This window comes from Streptomyces sp. NPDC090077 (assembly GCF_044747545.1).
Lineage (GTDB): Bacteria > Actinomycetota > Actinomycetes > Streptomycetales > Streptomycetaceae > Streptomyces.
The window spans coordinates 852,325-871,508 of sequence record NZ_JBIVEG010000001.1 but is presented as its reverse complement, the minus strand read 5'-3'; the positions used below and the strand labels follow the sequence as shown (position 1 = coordinate 871,508).

16 protein-coding genes are annotated in these 19,184 nt (G+C 74.0%); 8 read left to right on the top strand and 8 right to left on the bottom strand.

Translation table 11 applies throughout. The features are described 5' to 3' along the window. Window positions 1-50: 50 nt before the first annotated feature. The 4 genes from ACIPW5_RS03830 to ACIPW5_RS03815 all read right to left on the bottom strand — a co-directional run bounded on the left by ACIPW5_RS03830 (window position 51) and on the right by ACIPW5_RS03815 (window position 3,924). Window positions 51-1,478, bottom strand: coding sequence for a hypothetical protein (locus ACIPW5_RS03830; RefSeq protein WP_401239861.1), 1,428 nt, complete (start codon window positions 1,476-1,478; stop codon window positions 51-53). A gap of 61 nt (window positions 1,479-1,539) precedes the next feature. After that, the gene (locus tag ACIPW5_RS03825; protein WP_401239860.1) at window positions 1,540-2,784 is read right to left on the bottom strand and encodes a transglycosylase family protein; all 1,245 of its coding nucleotides are present in this window, start codon (window positions 2,782-2,784) and stop codon (window positions 1,540-1,542) included. Between the two features lie 284 nt (window positions 2,785-3,068). Continuing rightward, window positions 3,069-3,362, bottom strand: a complete 294-nt coding sequence (locus ACIPW5_RS03820) for a hypothetical protein (RefSeq protein WP_401239857.1) — start codon at window positions 3,360-3,362, stop codon at window positions 3,069-3,071. Continuing rightward, window positions 3,322-3,924, bottom strand: coding sequence for an RNA polymerase sigma factor (locus ACIPW5_RS03815; RefSeq protein ID WP_401239854.1), 603 nt, complete (start codon window positions 3,922-3,924; stop codon window positions 3,322-3,324). The genes ACIPW5_RS03820 and ACIPW5_RS03815 overlap by 41 nt, the downstream gene beginning before the upstream one ends. Window positions 3,925-4,366: 442 nt before the next feature. On the opposite strand from ACIPW5_RS03815, the gene ACIPW5_RS03810 reads away from it, so the two are divergent. Continuing rightward, window positions 4,367-5,455, top strand: a complete 1,089-nt coding sequence (locus ACIPW5_RS03810) for a hypothetical protein (protein ID WP_401239850.1) — start codon at window positions 4,367-4,369, stop codon at window positions 5,453-5,455. 405 nt (window positions 5,456-5,860) lie between these two features. After that, window positions 5,861-7,690 carry an ABC transporter ATP-binding protein gene (locus tag ACIPW5_RS03805; protein WP_401239848.1) on the top strand — a complete coding sequence of 610 codons (1,830 nt, stop codon included), beginning with the start codon at window positions 5,861-5,863 and terminating at the stop codon, window positions 7,688-7,690. A 45-nt stretch (window positions 7,691-7,735) separates the two neighbouring features. Here the strand turns inward: ACIPW5_RS03805 and ACIPW5_RS03800 are convergent, their stop codons facing one another. Continuing rightward, complete coding sequence (locus tag ACIPW5_RS03800; protein WP_401239845.1) at window positions 7,736-9,142, bottom strand: sensor histidine kinase; 1,407 nt, start codon at window positions 9,140-9,142, stop codon at window positions 7,736-7,738. Then, window positions 9,139-9,867, bottom strand: a complete 729-nt coding sequence (locus tag ACIPW5_RS03795) for a response regulator transcription factor (protein WP_401239842.1) — start codon at window positions 9,865-9,867, stop codon at window positions 9,139-9,141. The genes ACIPW5_RS03800 and ACIPW5_RS03795 overlap by 4 nt, the downstream gene beginning before the upstream one ends. A gap of 102 nt (window positions 9,868-9,969) precedes the next feature. On the opposite strand from ACIPW5_RS03795, the gene ACIPW5_RS03790 reads away from it, so the two are divergent. The 6 genes from ACIPW5_RS03790 to ACIPW5_RS03765 all read left to right on the top strand — a co-directional run bounded on the left by ACIPW5_RS03790 (window position 9,970) and on the right by ACIPW5_RS03765 (window position 17,903). Beyond that, the gene (locus ACIPW5_RS03790; protein WP_401239841.1) at window positions 9,970-12,207 is read left to right on the top strand and encodes an MMPL family transporter; all 2,238 of its coding nucleotides are present in this window, start codon (window positions 9,970-9,972) and stop codon (window positions 12,205-12,207) included. Then, on the top strand, window positions 12,204-12,971 hold the full coding sequence (locus tag ACIPW5_RS03785; RefSeq protein ID WP_401239838.1) for a hypothetical protein: 768 nt from the start codon (window positions 12,204-12,206) through the stop codon (window positions 12,969-12,971). The genes ACIPW5_RS03790 and ACIPW5_RS03785 overlap by 4 nt, the downstream gene beginning before the upstream one ends. A gap of 293 nt (window positions 12,972-13,264) precedes the next feature. Further along, window positions 13,265-15,328: a SpoIIE family protein phosphatase gene (locus ACIPW5_RS03780; protein ID WP_401239835.1), complete on the top strand. Its 2,064-nt coding sequence runs from the start codon at window positions 13,265-13,267 to the stop codon at window positions 15,326-15,328. Window positions 15,329-15,380: 52 nt separating this feature from the next. After that, entirely contained in the window at window positions 15,381-16,250 is an 870-nt protein-coding gene (locus tag ACIPW5_RS03775; RefSeq protein ID WP_401239832.1) for a YwqG family protein, read from the top strand. A gap of 30 nt (window positions 16,251-16,280) precedes the next feature. Further along, complete coding sequence (locus ACIPW5_RS03770) at window positions 16,281-17,369, top strand: NAD(P)-dependent oxidoreductase (RefSeq protein ID WP_401239830.1); 1,089 nt, start codon at window positions 16,281-16,283, stop codon at window positions 17,367-17,369. A gap of 96 nt (window positions 17,370-17,465) precedes the next feature. Next, on the top strand, window positions 17,466-17,903 hold the full coding sequence (locus ACIPW5_RS03765; RefSeq protein ID WP_401239827.1) for a hypothetical protein: 438 nt from the start codon (window positions 17,466-17,468) through the stop codon (window positions 17,901-17,903). Window positions 17,904-17,946: 43 nt separating this feature from the next. On the opposite strand, the gene ACIPW5_RS03760 is transcribed toward ACIPW5_RS03765, so the two are convergent. Both ACIPW5_RS03760 and ACIPW5_RS03755 read right to left on the bottom strand, forming a co-directional pair. Next, the gene (locus ACIPW5_RS03760; RefSeq protein ID WP_401239824.1) at window positions 17,947-18,606 is read right to left on the bottom strand and encodes a DUF305 domain-containing protein; all 660 of its coding nucleotides are present in this window, start codon (window positions 18,604-18,606) and stop codon (window positions 17,947-17,949) included. Window positions 18,607-18,679: 73 nt separating this feature from the next. Beyond that, a complete protein-coding gene (locus tag ACIPW5_RS03755; protein WP_401239821.1) occupies window positions 18,680-19,105 on the bottom strand; it encodes a DUF6153 family protein in 426 nt (141 codons plus the stop codon). Window positions 19,106-19,184 lie beyond the last annotated feature (79 nt).

The window sequence follows — 19,184 nt, the reverse complement described above, 5'->3', positions numbered from 1 at the left end:
TGGTGGCCCCGGCACCTCGGGTGCCGGGGCCACCACGGTGGGCCGGTCGGTTACTGGGTGAAGCTGGCGGTGAGGGAGATGGCTTCGCCGCCTCCGGCGGGGGTGGCCCAGTCGTTCCAGCGGCCGGCGGTGTAGTCGCCGTCGCGTTCGGTGAGGGTGTTGTCGGTGCGGATGGCGTAGACGTGGTTGACGTTGTTGGCCATGGCGGAGGTGAGGCGCTTGAGGTTGCCGCCGCCGCCGTTCCACCAGCCGTTCCAGGTCCCGCGGGCGAAGTCGCCGTCGGTGTTGTACCAGTTGCCGTCCATGCCGATGGCGCCGAGGTGGACCGTCGTGCCCGACACCGAGGCCGTTACGTCCTGGGCCTGGAACCCGCCGGCCGGACCCGCCACCTGCCAGTTGTTCCACTTGCCGGCGCCGTAGTCGGCGTCCAGTTCCTGGATCTGGTCGCTGCCGTCGACGGCGTAGATGTGGTTGACGTGGTCGCTGGTCGTGGCGCTCGTGACCCGCTTGAGGTTGTTCCCGCCGTGGTCCGTCCAGCCGTTCCACTTGCCGGCCGTGAAGTCGCGGTCGGAGTTGTACAGGTGGCCGTCGAGGCCGATCGCGACGAGGTGGACGGTGTTCCCGTCGGAGGAGGCGGAGACGGCCTTGGCCTGCGGTGCGCCGTCGAGGAGGGTCCAGCCGGTCCACTTGCCGGTGGCGTAGTCGCCGTCGTTCTCGTAGATCCGGTTGTCGCCGCCGAGTGCGAAGACGCGGTTGACGGTGCCGGTCCCGGCGCTGGTGACTTCCTTCAGCTGGGTGGCGCCCTGGTTGGTCCAGCCGCTCCAGCGGCCCGCGGAGTAGTCGCCCTCGGCGTTGAACAGGTCGCCGCCCGGCGTGACCCGCTGCAGGTGCACCGTGTTCTTCACCGAGGGTTCGTCGATGACGTTGTGGTAGCGGCGCGGGGTGTAGGTGCCCCGTGGGTGGCCGTCCCAGTTGGCGTCACCGGTGGAGACGGTCCGGTACTTCACCGGGGTGGAGCCGAAGGAGTAGTACGAGAAGGAGGTCTTCGCCGCGTTCTCCCACTGGGCGAAGATGAAGACGTGCTCGTCGCTGTTGAGGATGTCGCCCGGCTTCAGGTCGTTGAAGTTGATCGGGTACGAGCTCTCGTTCAGGGCGATGGTGTTGGGCGACCAGCTGAGGTGCCAGGCCATGGAGACGTAGCCCGAGCAGTCCGTGCGGTAGGACTTGCCGCTGGAGTCGGTGTAGGAGCCGCCCTGGTTGTAGATGAGCCCCTTGTCGAGCCAGTACTTGGCCCGCTCGATGATCTCGGTGCGGGAGATCTTCCCGCCGACGGTGGACGTCGCGGCGGTGGTCGCGGCGTACGCGGTGGGCTCGGTGGCGAGGGCGGTGCCTACGGCCCCGCCGGCGATGACGGAGGCGGCCAGGGCGATGCGGGTGGCCTTGGCGATGCGGCGGCGTACCGAGAATGTAATGGGCATGACAATCTCTCCGAAGTTCTGGGCGTGTTGCGGATGGAGGGGAGCGGAGGCGCTGGCTGGCCTACTGGGTGAAGCTGGCGGTGAGGGAGATGGCTTCGCCGCCTCCGGCGGGGGTGGCCCAGTCGTTCCAGCGGCCGGCGGTGTAGTCGCCGTCGCGTTCGGTGAGGGTGTTGTCGGTGCGGATGGCGTAGACGTGGTTGACGTTGTTGGCCATGGCGGAGGTGAGGCGCTTGAGGTTGCCGCCGCCGCCGTTCCACCAGCCGTTCCAGGTCCCGCGGGCGAAGTCGCCGTCGGTGTTGTACCAGTTGCCGTCCATGCCGATGGCGCCGAGGTGGACCGTCCTTCCGGAGGGGGTGGCGGTCACGTCCTGGGCCTGGAACCCGCCGGCCGGACCTGCCGGCTGCCAGTTGGACCACTTGCCGGCTGCGTAGTCGGCGTCGAGTTCCTGGATCTGGTCGTTGGCGTCCGTGGCGTAGATGTGGTTGACGTGGTCGCTGGTCGTGGCGCTCGTGACCCGCTTGAGGCCGTTGCCGCCGTGGTCCGTCCAGCCGTTCCACTTGCCTCCGGCGAAGTTGCGGTCGGAGTTGTACAGGTGGCCGTCGAGGCCGATCGCGACGAGGTGGACGGTGTTCCCGTCGGAGGAGGCGGAGACGGCCTTGGCCTGCGGTGCGCCGTCGAGGAGGGTCCAGCCGGTCCACTTGCCGGTGGCGTAGTCGCCGTCGTTCTCGTAGATCCGGTTGTCGCCGCCGAGTGCGAAGACGCGGTTGACGGTGCCGGTCCCGGCGCTGGTGACTTCCTTCAGCTGGGTGGCGCCCTGGTTGGTCCAGCCGCTCCAGCGGCCCGCGGAGTAGTCGCCCTCGGCGTTGAACAGGTCGCCGCCCGGCGTGACCCGCTGCAGGTGCACCGTGTTCTTCACCGGCGTGGGGGTGGGAGTCGGGTTGTCCGGGAACGGGTTCGCGTGGTCCGCCCCGAGGCCGGCCGCCGGACCGCACATGGGCCACGCGCCCTGCCCCTGCACGGCGAGAACCTTCTCCGCGATGAGGATCTGCTGGGTCTTGGTGGCGAGATCGGCCCGCTCCGCGTACTGGGTGCCGCCGAAGCCCCGCCAGGTGCTGCCGGAGAACTGCAGTCCGCCGTAGTACCCGTTGCCCGTGTTGATGCTCCAGTTCCCGCCGCTCTCGCAGGCGGCGACCTTGTCCCAAGTGGAGACGGACGCGGCGCTCGCCTGGCCCGGCAGTCCGGCTGCCAGGGAAAGGCCGAGCAGGGCGGCCGCCGGGAGCGCGGCGCGCTTGATGTAAATGGGCATGACAAATCCCCCCGTGGGATGCGTGGTTCGGAGGCCGGCACCGATGGAGCGGTGCGCTGTCAGAGCAGGCGTCTGACCGGCTGGTTCTCCTTAATGATCACCGTCTCGGGGGTGGAAGAAAGGCGTCGCCGAGTCATCCCGGTGGCCTGAAGCTTCCTCAGAACTTGGGCTTCTTGGCGTTTCGGTCATGCTTTGGCCGAACGACGCTCGTGCGCGACTTGAGGATCGGTCGGGTGCGGGCGGTCCTGACCGCCGGAGACGGTTCCGCCGCCCCCGGCCTCCCGTCACTTCCGGGTGGTGCCCGCCGGGGCCGCCCTGGTGAGGGTGCAGGTGCCGTTCGTGCACGTGCGCCGGAGGCGGCCGCGGGAGACGGTCTGGGTCAGGCCGACCAGCCAGCAGGTCGGGCAGCCGCGGAAGGCGATCAGGGACAGCGGGGCCGCCAGCAGGGCGGCCGGGCCGGCCGTGGGGACCAGGGCGATCGAGCCGATGATCAGGCCGAAGCCGAGGGCGCCCCGCGCCAGGTGGCGCGGGACGGAGCTACTGGAGAAGTCCGGCCGGGCGGGTTCGTCCGGGGTCATGGTCGTGGGGCTCCTGTCGCGGGTCGGTGGTGGTGGTCCGTGCCAGTTCGCGCCGCAGGGTCGCGCGGGCCCTGTGCAGCCGGGACTTCATCGCGGCGGTGCTCAGGCCGAGCGCGTCCGCCACGGTCCTGCCGGGCAGGCCCTGGACGTCCCGCATGATCAGGACCTGCCGCTGGTCCCGGGGGAGGGCGCTGACCGCCGCCGCGATCCGCCGGGCCTCCAGGCCGCGCAGCACCGCCTCCTCGGCGGACGGCTCCGCGGTCCCGGCGTCGTCGGCCCGCGCTGCGAGCAGGCGTACCTGGCGCAGGCATTCGTTGCGGACGATCCGGAACATCCACGAGGCGAGGGCGCCGGTGGCCCGGAGGGTGCCGATCTTCCGGTAGAGGATGATCAGCGCCTCCTGCGCCGCGTCCTCCGCGTCCTGCGGCGAGGCGCACAGCGAGAGGGCGAACTTGCGTACGTGGGGCTGCGATTCCATGACGACGGCGGTGAGCGAGGTGACGTCACCGTCCTGGGCGGCCTTGATCAGCCGGTCGTCCGGCCAGGTGGAGCGTTGTCTCATGTGCTGCTCGTCTCCGACGGGTGGCTCGGGTGCGGGCGCGGGTGCGGCCGGTGTTCAGCCGCGGCTCTTGAAGCGTCGCAGCAGGTGCCAGGTGCAGGCGCCGACGAGCAGGGCCGCGACGACGGCGAGGGCGGTGATCAGCATGGTTCCTCCGGGGCTTGTGGCGTGTGTCCGTTCGGTCGGTACGCGGATAAGAGGCGGGGGCACGCCCAGAGGATTCGCCTCCGGCCGGGATTTCTTTTCCGGGCCGGGTTCGGCCCGTTCAGCCCGTTCAGCCTGTTCGGCCGGTTCGACCGTTTCCGCCGCGTGGCGGGAAGTCGCGGGGTAGCGTGGGAGGGCACCCCACGGCGAATCCCCGGTCCTGTCAGGGACCCCGTGCGGTGCCGTGCCCGATCCTCCCCCCACCCGGTCCACCGTTCCGTGTCCGACCGAAGGGAAGACCATGAGCACCCAGACCCCGCCCGCGCCCTATCCGAGCCTGCTGCGCTGGCTGGCCGGCGAGGCGCCCGACACCTCGAAGATCGCCGCCGAGCTCACCGCCATGGCCGGCCGGCCGCACTACGCGCGCTTCCTGCTGGACCTGGAGGACGAGCGGGAGGCCTTCCGGACGGCCCTGCTCGTCGCGTTCCCGCAACTCGACCTGGACAAGCCCGACTTCTCCAAGGCCAAGGGCGCGCTGACGGCCGTGGCCTCCCCGACGCTGCACACGGCCGGACCCGTCTGTCTCGTCTCACTCGCCCTCGGTGAGCCCCGGGACGCCTTCAACCGGGCGCACCTGTGGACCGCCCCCGACGGGGTGCTCCGGTACAAGGGCGGCACGGTGTACGTGACGAGCGGGAACCGGCGGATGCGCGTCTCCGTCGAGGCCGACGGGCGGCTGTACGTCGCTTCGGCGGCGCACCCGCTCAAGCTCTGGATCCGCAAGAACAGCCAGGACGCCACGCTCCAGGAGATCTTCGGCGTCGTGGCCGGCGCGGGCGCAGGCGGGTACGACGCCCTCAGCGCCCAGGGCGTCGTCGCGTGGGAGAGCTCGCCCGGCGGGCCGCTCGACACCCCGAAGGGCCTGGTGCAGGTGATCACGAAGAGCGGCGCCTTCCGCTCGATCGCCTGGGGCACGCCCTACTGCACGGCCGGCTGGGTCGACTCGCTCATGCCGACGCTCCTCACCCAGGGGACCATCGCCGGCCCCGGCGGGCCGAAGACGATCGGGCAGAACGTCCACTCGGCGCAGATCGTCGGCAGCGCCTGGATGCCCGGCGTCGACAACCTCGACTGCAAGCCGGCCGAGATGCCCCCGCAGTGGCAGGGCGACGTGGCGGCCACGCTGTGCCCGCTCGCCGCGAACCACGTCCAGCTGCGCCTCATCACGGAGTTCTGCGACATCCTCAAGGCGGCGAAGCCGACCCCCTTCGTCCCGGGGGGCTCGGACCTGGCGGCCCGCATCACGTACATCCTCACCCACCACCCGGACCGCCGGAAGGACCTGGAGTCGCTCCCCAACATCAAGGTCTACTACAAGCAGTGCTTCTGACCCGTTGAGGTGGTGCAGGGCCCCCGCGCACCGAACACCGCGATCGGTGCGCGGGGGCCTCCTGCCGGTCGTCCCGTCGCGGCGAGAGCCGCTCGACCGCACGGGACCGGCCGCGCGGGCCGCTACGGCCCGCGCGCGCACAGTCTCTCATTCGAGAGGCGAATGCGCCACTATGGCCAGCATCTGCCAGGTGCCGGGTGGGGTACGCCGTGCTTCTGTGCAGGGAAGGCGCCGCACGTCCGGGCGTTCTCGCCGGTCGCCCGACAGTACGGGCACGTCCGGCGCACGCCGGGGCAGACACCATCCGATCGGCGGAAAGACGGAGAAAACGCTTGGACGGGGCGAGCGGCCCTGCGGAACACTGCGAACCCTGTCCTGCCACCGCTCACACCGCACAGGGTTGGTATGGGATCTCCCGAATCGCACCAAAGTCCGCCGGGCCGGGGCCCGGTACTCCTCGCACTGCGCCACTACGGACGGGAGCTGTTCCGGCTCCGCCGGCTGGCCGCACCCGCCATGCTGCTCCCGGCGCTGGGCAACATCGGCATCAACTACGTCGCGCCGCTGGTCGTCGCCAAGCTCGTCGGCCGGATCGCGGACGACCGCGGCGCCGTCGCCTCCGGCATCGGACCGGTCCTGCCCTACGTCCTCGCCTTCGCCGGCGCCCTGCTGCTGTCCGAGGCGTTCTGGCGCCTCGGGCTGCACTGCCTCAACCGGCTCGACGCACTCGGCGTCGAGCGGCTGTACGTGCTCGGCATGGACGAGCTGTTCGCCAAGGACGCCGCCTTCTTCCACGACAACTTCGCCGGCTCCCTCACCAAGCGGGTCCTGAGCTTCGCCTCCCGCTTCGAGGAGTTCGTCGACACCCTGACCTTCCAGATCGTCGGCAAGTTCGTGCCCCTGATCTTCGGCTCGGTGGTGCTGTGGCAGTACGAACCGCTCCTGGTCGTCGGCCTGTTGGCGATGATCGCGGTCACCGGGCTGCTCGTCACACCGCTGATCCGCCGCCGGCAGCGGCTCGTCGACCAGCGCGAGGCGGCCATCGCCCGGGTCTCCGGCCACGTCGCCGACAGCCTCATGAACATGGACACGGTCCGAGCCTTCGCCGCCGAGGAACGCGAGGCCGCCGAACACCGCTCGCGGGTCGCCGAGTCCCGGCGGCTCATGCTCCGCTCCTGGGACTACGGCAACCTGCGCATCGACACCATCGTCGCGCCCATGTCCGTACTGACCAACGCGCTCGGCCTGCTGGTCGCCGTCGGGCTCGCCGCACGCGGTCACGGCGTCGAGACGGTCGTCGTCGCCTTCACCTACTACGGCAACGCGACCCGCATCATGTTCGAGTTCAACCAGATCTACCGCCGCCTCGAGAGCTCCATGACGGAGGCCGCGCAGTTCACCTCGCTGCTCCTGACCCCGCCGACCGTCCTCGACCCCGAATCCCCGGAACCGCTGCTGTCCCAGGACGCGGAAGTCCGCTTCGAGAAGGTGGACTTCACCCACTCCGGCGGGGAACCGCTCTTCACCGGGCTCGACCTGGACGTGCCCAGCGGGACGAAGATCGGCCTCGTCGGCCGGTCCGGCGGCGGCAAGACCACCCTCACCCGGCTGCTGCTGCGGATGACCGACATCGACGCGGGCCGGATCACCGTCGGCGGGCAGGACATCAGCCGGCTCTCCCAGGCCGACCTGCGCGGCCTCATGGCGTACGTGCCGCAGGAGCCGGCGATGTTCCACCGCACCCTGCGCGAGAACATCGCCTTCGCCCGCCCCGGCGCCACCGACGCCGAGATCCGCCGCGCCGCCGAGGCGGCGCACGTGACGGAGTTCGCCGACGCCCTGCCGGACGGCTTCGACACCATGGTGGGGGAGCGCGGGGTGAAGCTGTCCGGCGGACAGCGCCAGCGGGTCGCCCTCGCCCGCGCGATCCTGCGCGACGCGCCGATCCTGCTGCTCGACGAGGCCACCAGCGCCCTCGACTCCGAGAGCGAGATCCTCGTGCAGGACGCCCTGTGGCGGCTCATGGAAGGGCGGACCGCGCTCGTCGTGGCCCACCGGCTCAGCACCGTCGCCACCATGGACCGGCTCGTCGTCCTCGACCGGGGCCGGATCGTGGAGCAGGGCACCCACCAGGAACTGCTCACCGCGGACGGCGCCTACGCCAAGCTGTGGCAGCACCAGTCGGGCGGCTTCCTCGACGACACCCCCAGGGCCGGAGCCGACCTGCGCCCCTGAACCGTCCCGGCCCCGGCAGCCGGCCCCGTCCCGGCCCGGGACCGGCTACCGGGGCGCGGCGGGCAGGGTGAGGGCGAAGACGGCGCCGCCCTCCGGGCCGTGGCCCAGCACGGTGAGGGTCCCGCCCAGCCGGAGCGCCAGGCCGTGCGCGATCGCCAGCCCCAGCCCGCTGCCCACGGGCCGCTCGCCCCGGTAGCGCTCGTACAGCGCGCCCCGCTCGAACGCCACCGCCACGTCCTCCTCCGTCAGCCCCGGACCGCCGTCACGGACCTCGACCCGTACGCCGCCCCCCGCGGCCGCGGCCAGCGCCAGCACCACCGGCCGCCCCGACGGGGTGATCCGCAGCGCGTTGGCCAGCAGGCAGTCCGCCAGCTGCCGGACGCGGAAGCCGTCGGTCCGCACGGCCCCGGCGGCCCCGTCCGCCGGGGGCTCCCAGCGGAACTCGACGCCGTGCCGGGCACAGCGCTCCCGCCACACCCCGGCGGCCTGCCCGAGCAGCGCCACCAGGTCCGTCGGGGCCGGCTCGACGGGGAACTCGTCCGCCTCCAGCCGGGCCAGGTCCAGCAGGTCGGAGAGGAACCGGTCCAGCCGGCGCGACTCGGCCACCAGCACCCGGCCCGTCTCCGGCACCCGGTCCGGCGGGATCACACCGTCGGCCAGGGCCTCCGCGTAACCGCGCATCGTGGTCAGCGGCGTGCGGATCTCGTGCGAGACGGACAGCAGGAACCGGCGCCTGCGGTCCTCGCTGAGCTCCAGGGCACCGTCCAGCACGGCCATGGCACGGTTGAGCTCCGCCACCTCCAGCGGCCCCCGGCCCCGGTCGCCGTCGCCGCCGCCGTCCGGGACGGGCACCGCGACGCCGCGCTCGCCGTCGGCCAGCCGGCCCGCCACCGCCGCCGCCCGGGCCAGCGGGCGGGAGATCCGGCGCGCCAGCAGCATCCCGGCGAGCCCCGCCCCGGCCAGCCCCGCGCACAGCGGCAGGGCCAGGCTCCGGCGCATGCGCGCGGCGGCGGCGTCCACCTCCGCCATCGGCTTGGCCAGCACCACCCCGCCCGACCCGAAGGCCCGCCCCTCGACGACGACCGGCCGGCCGTCCAGGGTCCCGGTCGCCGACAGCGGCTTGCGGGTCAGCAGCCGGTCCCGCCCGGCCTGCGACACCGCACCCGAAGCCGGACCGCGCAACGCGCCCGAGGGCTCCAGCACCGCCAGCCGCACCCCGTCCGAGCCGGCGATCAGCTGCTCGGTGTCCAGGAGCAGCGCCGACAGCCGCGGCACCCGGCTGAGCACCGCCGCCTGCCGCCCCAGCCGGTCGCGCTCCTGGGACTCCGCGGTGGCGCGCGCCGTGTACCAGGCGGCCACCCCGCTCAGCAGTACGGCGACCAGCGCGACCAGCCCCGCGAACAGCACCAGCTCCCGGGCGAGCGAGCCGCGCCCCGGCCGGGCCGGACTCACCCGGGCTCCCCGGACGCGCTGTAGCCGACGCCCCGTACGGTGCGGATCGGGCTCGCACCGCCGAGCTTGGCGCGGATCTGCGACACGTACACGTCGACCACCCGCTGGTCCCGGTGCGCGGAATCCCCCCACACCCGGTCCAGCAGCTGGGCCCGGGTGAAGACCTGGCCCCGGTGCTCCAGCAGGTGGGCCAGCAGCCCCAGTTCCAGCGCGGTGAACTCCACGGGCACACCGTCGACGTGCACCGTGTGCCGGACCGGGTCGACCCGCAGCCCGCCCACCGCGTGCACGGCCGCCACCGCGGCGGTGCGGCCCCCGCGGCGCAGCACCGCGTTCACCCGAGCCACCAGCTCACCCGGTGAGAACGGCTTCGTCAGGTAGTCGTCGGCGCCCAGCTCCAGGCCGAGGATCCGGTCCGCCTCGTCGCCCCGTGCCGTGACCAGCAGCACCGGCGTCCAGTCACCCCGCTCGCGCAGCCGGCGGCACAGCGTCACCCCGTCCATCCCGGGCAGCCCCACGTCCAGCACCACCGCCGCCGGCGCCAGCCGCGCCACCGCCTCGAACCCGGCCGGACCGTCGGCGGCCGTCTCCGTCCGGTAGCCGTCCCGCTCCAGGTACAGCCGCTGCAACGCGGCGATGTTCGGGTCGTCCTCCACGATCAGGACGAGCCCCTTGCGGGGGTTCATGACGACTCCGGTGAGCTGCGGGCACGGTTCGCCGTTCATGCTAGGGGCGCCCCGGCGCTCCCGCCCGCCACGCGGCGCGGCCTCACACAGCCCTAACAATCGGCTCATGGTCCCCGAGCAATCACCGGCCAGGATCGGCCCATGAATCCCACCGACGAGGCCGGGCCGCCGCCCGCCGCCACCCCGCACGGACTGCTCTACCGGACCGGCCGCGGCTGCGCCCGCCGGCCCTGGCTCGTGATCGCCGGCTGGCTCCTCGTCCTGCTGGCCGCCGTCGGCGCCGACCGGGCCTGGGGCGGACAGTACGAGGACGACTTCACCCTCCCCGGTACCTCCGTCCAGACCGGCGCCGACCTCCTCGACGCCCACGGGGGCCCCGCCGCCCGGGGCGTACCCGCACAGGTCGTCCTCTCCGCCCCCGACGGGGCCCTGACGGGACACCGGGAGGCCGTCGAGACCGCCGGGAAGCGGCTGGCGGCCCTGCCCGGGGTGACCGGCGTCGCCGACCCGCTCGCCACCCCCGGCGCCCTGACCCCCGACGGCCGCACCGGCTACTACACCGTCCGCTTCGACGAGAACCCGGCCCGCTTCGACCCCTCCTACGTGAACCGGGTCGACGAGGCCGTCGCACCGCTGCGCGCCGACGGGGTCACCGTCGAGTACGGCGGCCCGCTGGGCCGGCTCGCCGCGCCCACCGGCGCCGACCGGACCTCCGAGGCCATCGGCGTCGCCACCGCCGTGATCGTCCTGCTGCTGGGCTTCGGCAGCGTGGCCGCCGCCGCGTTCCCACTGGTCAGCGCCGTCATCGGGCTGCTCGCCGGACTCGCCGGACTCGGCCTGCTCGCCGCCGGGTTCAGCTTCGCCGCCGTATCGCCCACCCTCGCCGTGATGATGGGCCTCGGCGTGGGCCTGGACTACTCGCTGTTCCTGGTCACCCGCCACCGCAAGCTGCTCCACACCCTCCCCGACCCGGCCGACGCCGCCGGACGGACCGTCGCCACCAGCGGCCGGGCCGTACTGGTCGCCGCGCTCACCGTGACGGCGGCCCTCGCCGGACTGTTCGCCTCCGGGGTCGGCTTCATCGGCATGCTCGGCGTCGCCGCGGGGGCCACCGTACTGACCGGCGCGCTCGCCGCCCTCACCCTGACCCCCGCCCTGCTGGGCCTGGCCGGCCACCGCATCGACCGGTTCCGGGTCCGCACCCCCGTCGACGAACCCGACGACGCACCCGGTGACGGCGGCACCGACGTCTGGCAGCGCTGGGCCGCCGTGGTCGGCCGCCGCCCCTGGACCTTCCTGCTGCTGGGCGCCACTGTTCTTGCGCTGCTCGCCGTACCGGCCGCGTCCATGCGGCTCGGCCACGTCGACGCAGGCGCCTCACCGACGGGCTCCACGGAACGCCGGGCCTACGACCTGGTCTCCGCCGGCTTCGGGCCCGGCGCGAACGGCCCCGTCACGGTCGTCGTCACCCTGGACAAGGACGGTACGTCCCCCGAGGAGCGCACCGCCCTCGCCCGGGACCTCGGCCAGGCCCTCGACCGTACGCCCGGCGTCGCCTCGGCCACCCCTCCCGCACCCACCCCCGACGGCACGCTGCTGGTCTCCACCGTCCTGCCCGACAGCGCCCCGCAGGACCCGGCCACCGCCGGCCTGCTGCACCGGCTGGCCGACGAGACCCTCCCCGCCGCCCTCGCCCCGCACCACGCCACCGGCTACCTCACCGGCCAGACCGCCGCCCAGCAGGAGTTCCGCGACGTGCTCGCCGACCGGCTGCCGCTCGTCGTCGCCCTGGTCGTCGCCGCGGCCTTCGTCCTGCTCCTCGCCGTCTTCCGCAGCCCGCTGGTCGCCCTCAAGGCGGCCCTGCTCAACCTGCTGTCGATCGGAGCCTCCTTCGGCGTGGTCGTCGCCGTCTTCCAGTGGGGCTGGGGGTCCGGACTGCTCGGCATCGACGAGACCGTCCCCGTCGAGTCGTACGTGCCGATGATGATGTTCGCGATCGTCTTCGGGCTCTCCATGGACTACGAGGTGTTCCTGCTGGCGCGGATCCGCGAGCACTGGCTGTCCGGCCGGGACAACGAGGCCGCCGTCGCCGCCGGACTGGCCTCCACCGCCCGCGTCATCACCTGCGCCGCGCTCATCATGACCAGCGTCTTCCTCGCCTTCCTCCTCTCGTCGAACCCGGTCGTCAAGATGCTCGCCCTCGGCCTCGGGGTCAGCGTGGTCCTCGACGCCACCGTCGTCCGGCTGGTCCTGGTCCCGGCGACCATGAACCTCCTCGGCCGCGCCAACTGGTGGATCCCCGCCTGGCTGGACCGGATCCTGCCCCGCCTGGACCCCGAGGGCGGCCCCGGCCACCCGGCACCGGAGGCACGGGCATGAGCCGCACGGGCATGAGCCGCACCGCCAACGCCACTGCCACCACCGCCGCCGCATCCGCGCAGCGGCGCACCCCGGCCCCGGGCGGCCCCCGCCGCCGACGGGCCCGGTTCCTCCTCGCCGGCGCCCTCGCCGCGGTCCTGCTGACCGGCGCCGCCGAGGCCGCCGCCACGGCCGTCGTCGAGGACCGCGTCGAGGATGCCCTGCGGCCGCGCCTGGGGCCCACCCGGGCCGACCTCCACGGATCCGGGCTGCTGGCCCTCCTCCGGGGCCGGGCCGATGGGGCGACCGTCTCCGGCGACGACGCCCCGCTCGGCCCCGTCACCGGCGCCGCCGTACGGCTGGACCTCGACGGGATCGCCCTGCGCGGCTCCGGCCGGGGCACCGTGGACGCCGCCCACGGGCGGATCACCGTACCCGCCGGAGCCGTCCGGGCCTGGCTCGGCCGGTCCGGGCTGCCGGTCTCCGAGGTGGCACCCGACCCCGCCGCCGGCACCCTGCGCCTGGGCCTCGGGCCCGGCGGCGCGCTCACCGTCACCCTCCGCCCCGAACTGCGCGACGGGCGGCTCGGCTTCGCCCTCGACGGGGCCTCCCTGATGGGGGCACCGGCCCCCGAGCGGCTCACCCAGGGCATCCGCGAGCGCCTCGCCGACCGGCCCCCGGCCCCGGCGGGACCCGCCCTGGAGCCCACCGGCGTACGCGTCACCACACGCGGCGTCGAGGTCACCGTCGGCGGGACGGACCTCCGCCCGGACGGCCCCGGCTAGGCCGTCTCTTCCGGATCTGGCCTGACCCGCGCCGCCCGGCACCGCACCTCGCCGCGTTGGCGGAGCACCCGAGTACGTCCAGTACAAGGGCGCCCCGCCAACGCGCCGATGCACGGCACCGGACGACGCGGGCTTAACCGGCAAGATCCGAAAGAGACGACCTAGCGGGCTCCGGGAGGCGGCGGGCCGCCGACCGGCAGACGATGGAGGCGTGCAGGTGCCACAGGAGCCGGCCGACGTGACCGGCCGCCGCGATCGGGCCCCGGTTCGCGGGGCCCGATGAGCGAGGCCCGGTGAACGAACAGGTCCCGGTCGACGAGCTGATCAGCAGCGCCGCGCAGGCCGCCGGCGGCTGGCTGGGCGCGCTGCCCGTCGCCCTCGTGGCCACCGGCGCCGACGGGACCGTCGTGCGCTGGAACCAGGTCGCGCAGGAGCTGTTCGGCTACACCCCGCCCCAGATGCTCGGACGCAACATCGCCGACCTGCTGCACCCCGGAGCCGACCGCAGCCTCGGCCGCTCCCTGTGGGAGGCGGCCGCCTCCGGGCGCGGGGTGATGGGCACCGTCACCGCCTGGCACCGCGACGGGCACCCCCTGGAGGTGGAGATCTGGGCCTCACCGGTGTCCGACCGGCAGCACGGATCGACGGTGCTGGTCTTCACGGCCGACGCCCACGCGGCCCGCCGCATCCGGGGATCCTCCGCCGTCTGGGACGGCCTCTTCGCCCGCTCGCCCGTCGGCATCGCCATCCTCGACACCCAGCTCCGCTTCCTCCAGGTCAACGCCGCCCTCGAAGCCATGAACGGCCTGCCCGAGTCGGCGCACGTCGGACGCCGCCTGGCCGAGATCCTCCCCGAGGTGAACGCCCTGGAGATGGAGGAGGCCATGCGGCAGGTCCTGGAGACCGGCCAACCCGTCCTCGACCGCCGCCGCGTCGGACGGACCCCGTCCGAGCCGGACCACGACCGGGTGTGGTCCTGCTCCTACGTCCGGGTGGAGGACCCCGCCCGGATGCCGATCGGCGTGATCGCCTCCCTCGTCGACATCACCGAGCAGCAGCGCGACCACGTCGAGGCCGAAGCCGGCCGCCGCCGCCTCGCCCTGCTCAGCGAGGCCAGCATCCGCGTCGGCTCCAGCCTCGACCTGGAGCGCACCGCGCAGGAGCTCGCCGACCTCGCCGTACCGCGCCTCGCCGACGCCGTCACCGTCGACGTCCTCGACGCCCTGGCCCGCGGGGACGAGCCCGGCATGGGCCTGACCGGCGGGGTGGCCCTGCGCAGACTCGGCCGGGCCCCGCTGTCCGGGTCCCGGGTGACCGACATCCTCGCCCCCCTCGGCAGGACCCTCACCTTCCCCGCGACCGCCCCCTACACCCAGGCCCTCTCCGCCCGGCAGCCCTTCCTCGTCGCCCGCCTCGACGACCAGGCCGTCGCCCCCGCCGCCCGTCACACGGCGAAACCCGCCCAGCTGCTCGCCGCGGGGGTGCACTCCTTCGTGATGGCCCCCCTCGTGGCCCGGGAATCGGTGCTCGGCGTCGCCACCTTCTACCGCACCCGCCCGGTCGGCCCGTTCACCGCCGAGGACGTCACCCTCGCCGGGGAACTCGCCGCCCGCGCCGCCCTCAGCATCGACAACGCCCGGCTCTACCACCGCGAGCACGAGACCGCCGTCATCCTCCAGCGCAGCATGCTCCCGCAGCACATCACCCCGCCGCCCGGCATCGAGGTCAGCCACCGCTACCTGCCCGCGAGCGACGTCAACGAGGTCGGCGGCGACTGGTACGACGTCCTCGCCCTCTCCGGCGGCAAGGCCGCCCTGCTCATCGGCGACGTGATGGGCCACGGCATCGCCGCCGCCGCGGTCATGGGCCGCCTCTCCGCCTCCGTACGCTCCCTCTCACGGCTGGACCTCCCGCCCGTACGGCTGCTGCACCAGCTGGAAGCCGCGCTCGCCGACCTCGCCGAACCGATGCTGGCCACCTTCCTGTACGTGGTCTGCGACCCGGCCACCGGACGCTGCACCGTCACCCGCGCCGGCCACCCGCCGCCCGCCCTCGCCCTGCCCGACGGAACCGTCCGCCTCCTCGACACCCCGCCCGGGGTGCCGCTCGGCGTCGGAGGCATCGCGTTCACCCCCGTCGAGGTCGAAGTCCCCCCGGGCAGCCTCCTCGTGCTCTACACCGACGGCCTCATCGAAGCCCGCGGCAGCGACCTGGACGAGCGGCTCGCCGAACTGACCCAGCTCCTCGCCGACCCCCAGCGCCAGCTGGACCACCTGTGCGACTCCCTGATCACCCACCTCGTCCCGGCCGCGGCCGACGACGACATCGCCCTGATGGTCGCCCGGGTCGGCGGCTGACCCCGCCACCCCGCGGGGCCCGTTGTCAGTGGTCCCGTGCATGATCGGACGCATGACACACGGATCCGCCGAAGCCCTGCGCGACCTGGCCCTGCGCCACCTGCCCGCCGAGACCGCGGAGCGGTGGACCGCCCTGCTGCGCCCCGGCCTGCGGCTCGCAGTCGCCGGATCCGCCGACCCCGCCGTCGGCCGGCTGGGCGGCCTGCCGGCGCTGCCCGCCGATGCCGAGTGGCCGGTGTGGGAGGGGCACGGCCCGCTCTCGTTCGTCGCCTCGATCGACTGCGCCGCACTGCCCTCCGGGGCCCTGGACATCGATCTGCCGGGGGAGGGGACGCTGCTCTTCTTCTACTTCGACGGGCAACTCGACGGCGGGGACGCCACGGTGCTGGCCGAGGACCCGGAGAGCCGGCCCGGCGCCCGCGTCATCCACGTCACGGCCGACGCCGGCCCGGTCGCGGAGCGTCCGGCGCCCGAGGGGATCACCGCCTACCCCGCCGTGCCGCTCACCGCGCGGGCCGGAATGACGGCGGCCGAGCCGTGGCACCCGTCCGTCCAGACCGAGTTCGCCCCGGACAGCACCGTCGGGGAGCGCTACGACCACCCGGTGTGCGCGCAGGGGTTCCTCGACGCGCTCTGGGACTTCGACGGCGAGCCGGGCCACCGCATCGGCGGCCACCCGTACGCCGTGCAGAACCCGGTCGAGCTGGAGGTCGCGCACGGCGTGCTGGACGGGGACGCGGGCTGGGACGACCCGCGGCTCGCCGGGGAAGCCGGCCGCTGGGTGCTGCTGGCCCAGTTCGACAGCGAGGACGCCGCGGAGATGATGTGGGGCGACTGCGGGGCCCTGTACTGGCTGATCCGGCCCGAGGACCTCGCCGAACGGCGCTTCGACCGGGCCGTGTTCACCTGGCAGTGCGCCTGATCCGCACGAGTACGGCGACGGGGGAGGCGCATGGTGCGCAAGAGGGTGCTGGTCCTGGACGCGGCACCGGGGAAGCTGCTCGGGCGTGAGCTGGAGCGGCTGCTCGGCCACGGCCTGGACGTGACGCTCAACCTGCGGCGCGTCGCCGACCCCGGTGCGGCGCGGGCAGAGTGGGGCGGGCGGGTGGAGTTCACCGACTTCGACGCCTTCGACGGGGAGGCCCTGCTCGCCGAAACCCTCCGGGACGGCATCGGCTACGACGCCGTCAAGTCCCGGGGCGGCGCACCCGTGCGCGCGGGCTTCCTCGCCGCCGCGACAGGCCCCGGGCAGGCCCGCCCGCTGAGGGTCGTCGGCCGGGCCGGCGCCGGCACCGACCACGTCGACCTGGCCGCCGCCGCCCGGCACGGGGTCGCCGTCACCCACACCCCGGGCTCCAACGCCACCGCCGTCGCCGAGTTCGCGCTGGCCCAGCTGCTCGCCCTGACCCGCGACCTGCGCGCCTACGACGCGGCCGCGCACCGGGGCCGGTGGCGTTCGCCCGACGCACCGCCCCGCGGCCTGTCGGAGCTGACCCTCGGGGTCGTCGGACTCGGCCGGACCGGGCTGGCCCTCGCGGACCGGGCCGCCGCCCTCGGGATGGAGGTACGCGGCCTTGCCCGCCGCACCCCGCCGGACGGAGCCCGGATACCGCTGGCGGAGTCCCTCCCCGTACTGCTGGCCGGCAGCGACGTGATCTCCCTCCACGTACCGCTCACCGCGAGCACCCGGGGGATGATCGGCCGGGCCGAGCTGGCGCAGATGCGCCCGGGGTCGGTCCTGCTCAACACCGCCCGGGGCGGGATCGTCGACGAACAGGCCCTCGCCGACGCGCTGCGCGACCCCGGCCACCCCCTGGCGGCCGCCGCGGTGGACACTTTCGCGCACGAGCACGCCGCCTTCGCCTCGCCGCTCTTCGGCGTACCGGGTGCACTGCTGACCCCGCACGTCGCCGGGATGACCGGCAGCGCCATGGCCACGGCGGCCCTGAGCTGCGCGGACCACATCGCCGCCCTGCTCGGCGGGCGCCCCGACGGGGTGCCCGTGGCCGTGGCGGAGGGGGCGGGGGACTCGTTCGGGTGAAGGGGGGCCTCATGGGGGAGGGGGTGGGTAGGGCTGCCGGCGAGGTTTCGTGCACCGTGCACTGGAGCCGATCGTCCCGGCCGCCCTGGAGGGCCCATGTCCATCGCACGCCGTATCCCCACGCTGCTGACCGCCGCCTCCGTCGCCGTACTCCTCTCCGTCGCCGGGGCCGGGCTCGCCGCCCCCGCCAGCGGAGCGGCGGCCTCCCCGGTCGCGGAGCGGTCCGCGCGGGTGCCCGGGTTCGACGCGGGCGGGGTGTACGACGTCTACCAGAGCAACGCCACCGTGCGCGTGGACTTCTCGCAGAACGCCGAAGGGCGCCTGTTCGGGTCGGCGCGCTCCGGCAGCACCGTCGGCACCGTCCGGGAGGGCTCGGTCGACGGACAGCAGGTCTACTTCGTCATCGCCTGGTCGCACGGCCCGGTGGGCCGGTACACCGGGACGCGGGGTCCGGACGGGCGGCTCTCGGGTACGACGTACGACCTGACCAACCCGTCCAGCCAGGCGACCTGGCGCACCGAGCGCAGGTTCTGAGCGGACGGCCGGGGAGCCCCGCGGGGCTCCCCGGCCGGCGGGGTCAGTTCTTGCCGAGGAGCTTGTTCATCCGGGTGATCTCGTCGCTCTGCGAGCTGATGATCGCGGCGGCCATGTCCTTGGCGGGCTGGTACTTCCCGTCGGACCGCTCCGTCTTGGCCATGGCCACGGCGCCCTCGTGGTGCTTGACCATCAGGTCGAGGAACGCGGTGTCGAAGGCCTTCCCGGAGGCCTTCGTGAGCTGGTCCATCTCCTCGCCGGTCATCATCCCGGACATGGAGTGGCCGCCGTGCCCGCCCTGCGCGGCATCGGCCGCCGGGACCTGCTCGCCCCAGGCGGTCAGCCAGCCGGACAGGGTCTTGATCTCCGGGTCCTGGGCCTTCTTGATCTCGGCGGCGAGCTCCTTGACCTCGGCCGATCCGGCGCGGGTCGCCGCCAGGTCGGCCATCTCGACCGCCTGCCGGTGGTGCGGGATCATCCCCTTGGCGAAGGCGGTGTCGGCGGAGTTGTTCGCCGCCTGCGCCTGGCCGGCGGAAGCCGGTGCGGAGGGCTTGGCGGACGCGGAGGCCGCGCCGTCGTGGCCGCCGCCGTGGGACGTGGAGCCGGAGTCGGCCTTCCCGCCGCAGGCGGCGAGGACGAGGGCGGCGGTGGCGGCCGCGGCCAGCGCGGTGGTACGGCGGATCAGGGAACGCTTGACGGTCATGGTGGTGCTTCTCCTGCTCGGGGTTCGTACGGGCGTGCGTGCTCGGCCGACGGGAACGCCGGCGGGGCCGCGCCTATACGCGCAGGAGTTGCAGTTCGCTCAGTGACGGGGGTGCGCGCCCGTACGCCGTCGCCCCGAGCACGGTGCCGTGCGGGCCGCCGGCCGCGGCGGGGATCCCGCCGGGCGCCGCGGGGGCGTGCAGGACAGGGGCGCCGCTGGTGCCGGACGCGGCGCAGGTCGGGTCGGCGTGCTGGGCGTGGCCGCCGGAAGACCCCTCGTGATCGGGGCCGTCGGCGTGGACGCAGTCACAGGGTTCGTCGGCCGACGGGTGTTCCGCGGCCACCGCGTGCGCCGCGGCGGGCGGGACGGCTCCCGGGCCGAGGCCGTGCATGCCCACGATGCCCAGGAGCACGGCCAGGACGAGGAGCAGCCGTACGGGCAGTCGTGCGGGCAGCCCGGAGGGCCTTCCCGCGCGTGCTGCCTGCGCACTCGTCGTCATGGCGGCATCGTAGAGGAGCCTGGGCGGATACTCCAAAGGGGTAGGGGGTATGGGGTCGCGGGGCCACCCGCACGGGTTT

What these genes read in the sequence shown, in the direction of transcription:
- ACIPW5_RS03830 (WP_401239861.1), bottom strand. Translation starts at nt 1,478, where the DNA reads ATGCCCATTACATTCTCGGTACGCCGCCGCATCGCCAAGGCCACCCGC.
- ACIPW5_RS03825 (WP_401239860.1), bottom strand. Translation starts at nt 2,784, where the DNA reads ATGCCCATTTACATCAAGCGCGCCGCGCTCCCGGCGGCCGCCCTGCTC.
- ACIPW5_RS03820 (WP_401239857.1), bottom strand. Translation starts at nt 3,362, where the DNA reads ATGACCCCGGACGAACCCGCCCGGCCGGACTTCTCCAGTAGCTCCGTC.
- ACIPW5_RS03815 (WP_401239854.1), bottom strand. Translation starts at nt 3,924, where the DNA reads ATGAGACAACGCTCCACCTGGCCGGACGACCGGCTGATCAAGGCCGCC.
- ACIPW5_RS03810 (WP_401239850.1), top strand. Translation starts at nt 4,367, where the DNA reads ATGAGCACCCAGACCCCGCCCGCGCCCTATCCGAGCCTGCTGCGCTGG.
- ACIPW5_RS03805 (WP_401239848.1), top strand. Translation starts at nt 5,861, where the DNA reads ATGGGATCTCCCGAATCGCACCAAAGTCCGCCGGGCCGGGGCCCGGTA.
- ACIPW5_RS03795 (WP_401239842.1), bottom strand. Translation starts at nt 9,867, where the DNA reads ATGAACGGCGAACCGTGCCCGCAGCTCACCGGAGTCGTCATGAACCCC.
- ACIPW5_RS03790 (WP_401239841.1), top strand. Translation starts at nt 9,970, where the DNA reads ATGAATCCCACCGACGAGGCCGGGCCGCCGCCCGCCGCCACCCCGCAC.
- ACIPW5_RS03785 (WP_401239838.1), top strand. Translation starts at nt 12,204, where the DNA reads ATGAGCCGCACGGGCATGAGCCGCACCGCCAACGCCACTGCCACCACC.
- ACIPW5_RS03775 (WP_401239832.1), top strand. Translation starts at nt 15,381, where the DNA reads ATGACACACGGATCCGCCGAAGCCCTGCGCGACCTGGCCCTGCGCCAC.
- ACIPW5_RS03770 (WP_401239830.1), top strand. Translation starts at nt 16,281, where the DNA reads ATGGTGCGCAAGAGGGTGCTGGTCCTGGACGCGGCACCGGGGAAGCTG.
- ACIPW5_RS03765 (WP_401239827.1), top strand. Translation starts at nt 17,466, where the DNA reads ATGTCCATCGCACGCCGTATCCCCACGCTGCTGACCGCCGCCTCCGTC.
- ACIPW5_RS03760 (WP_401239824.1), bottom strand. Translation starts at nt 18,606, where the DNA reads ATGACCGTCAAGCGTTCCCTGATCCGCCGTACCACCGCGCTGGCCGCG.
- ACIPW5_RS03755 (WP_401239821.1), bottom strand. Translation starts at nt 19,105, where the DNA reads ATGACGACGAGTGCGCAGGCAGCACGCGCGGGAAGGCCCTCCGGGCTG.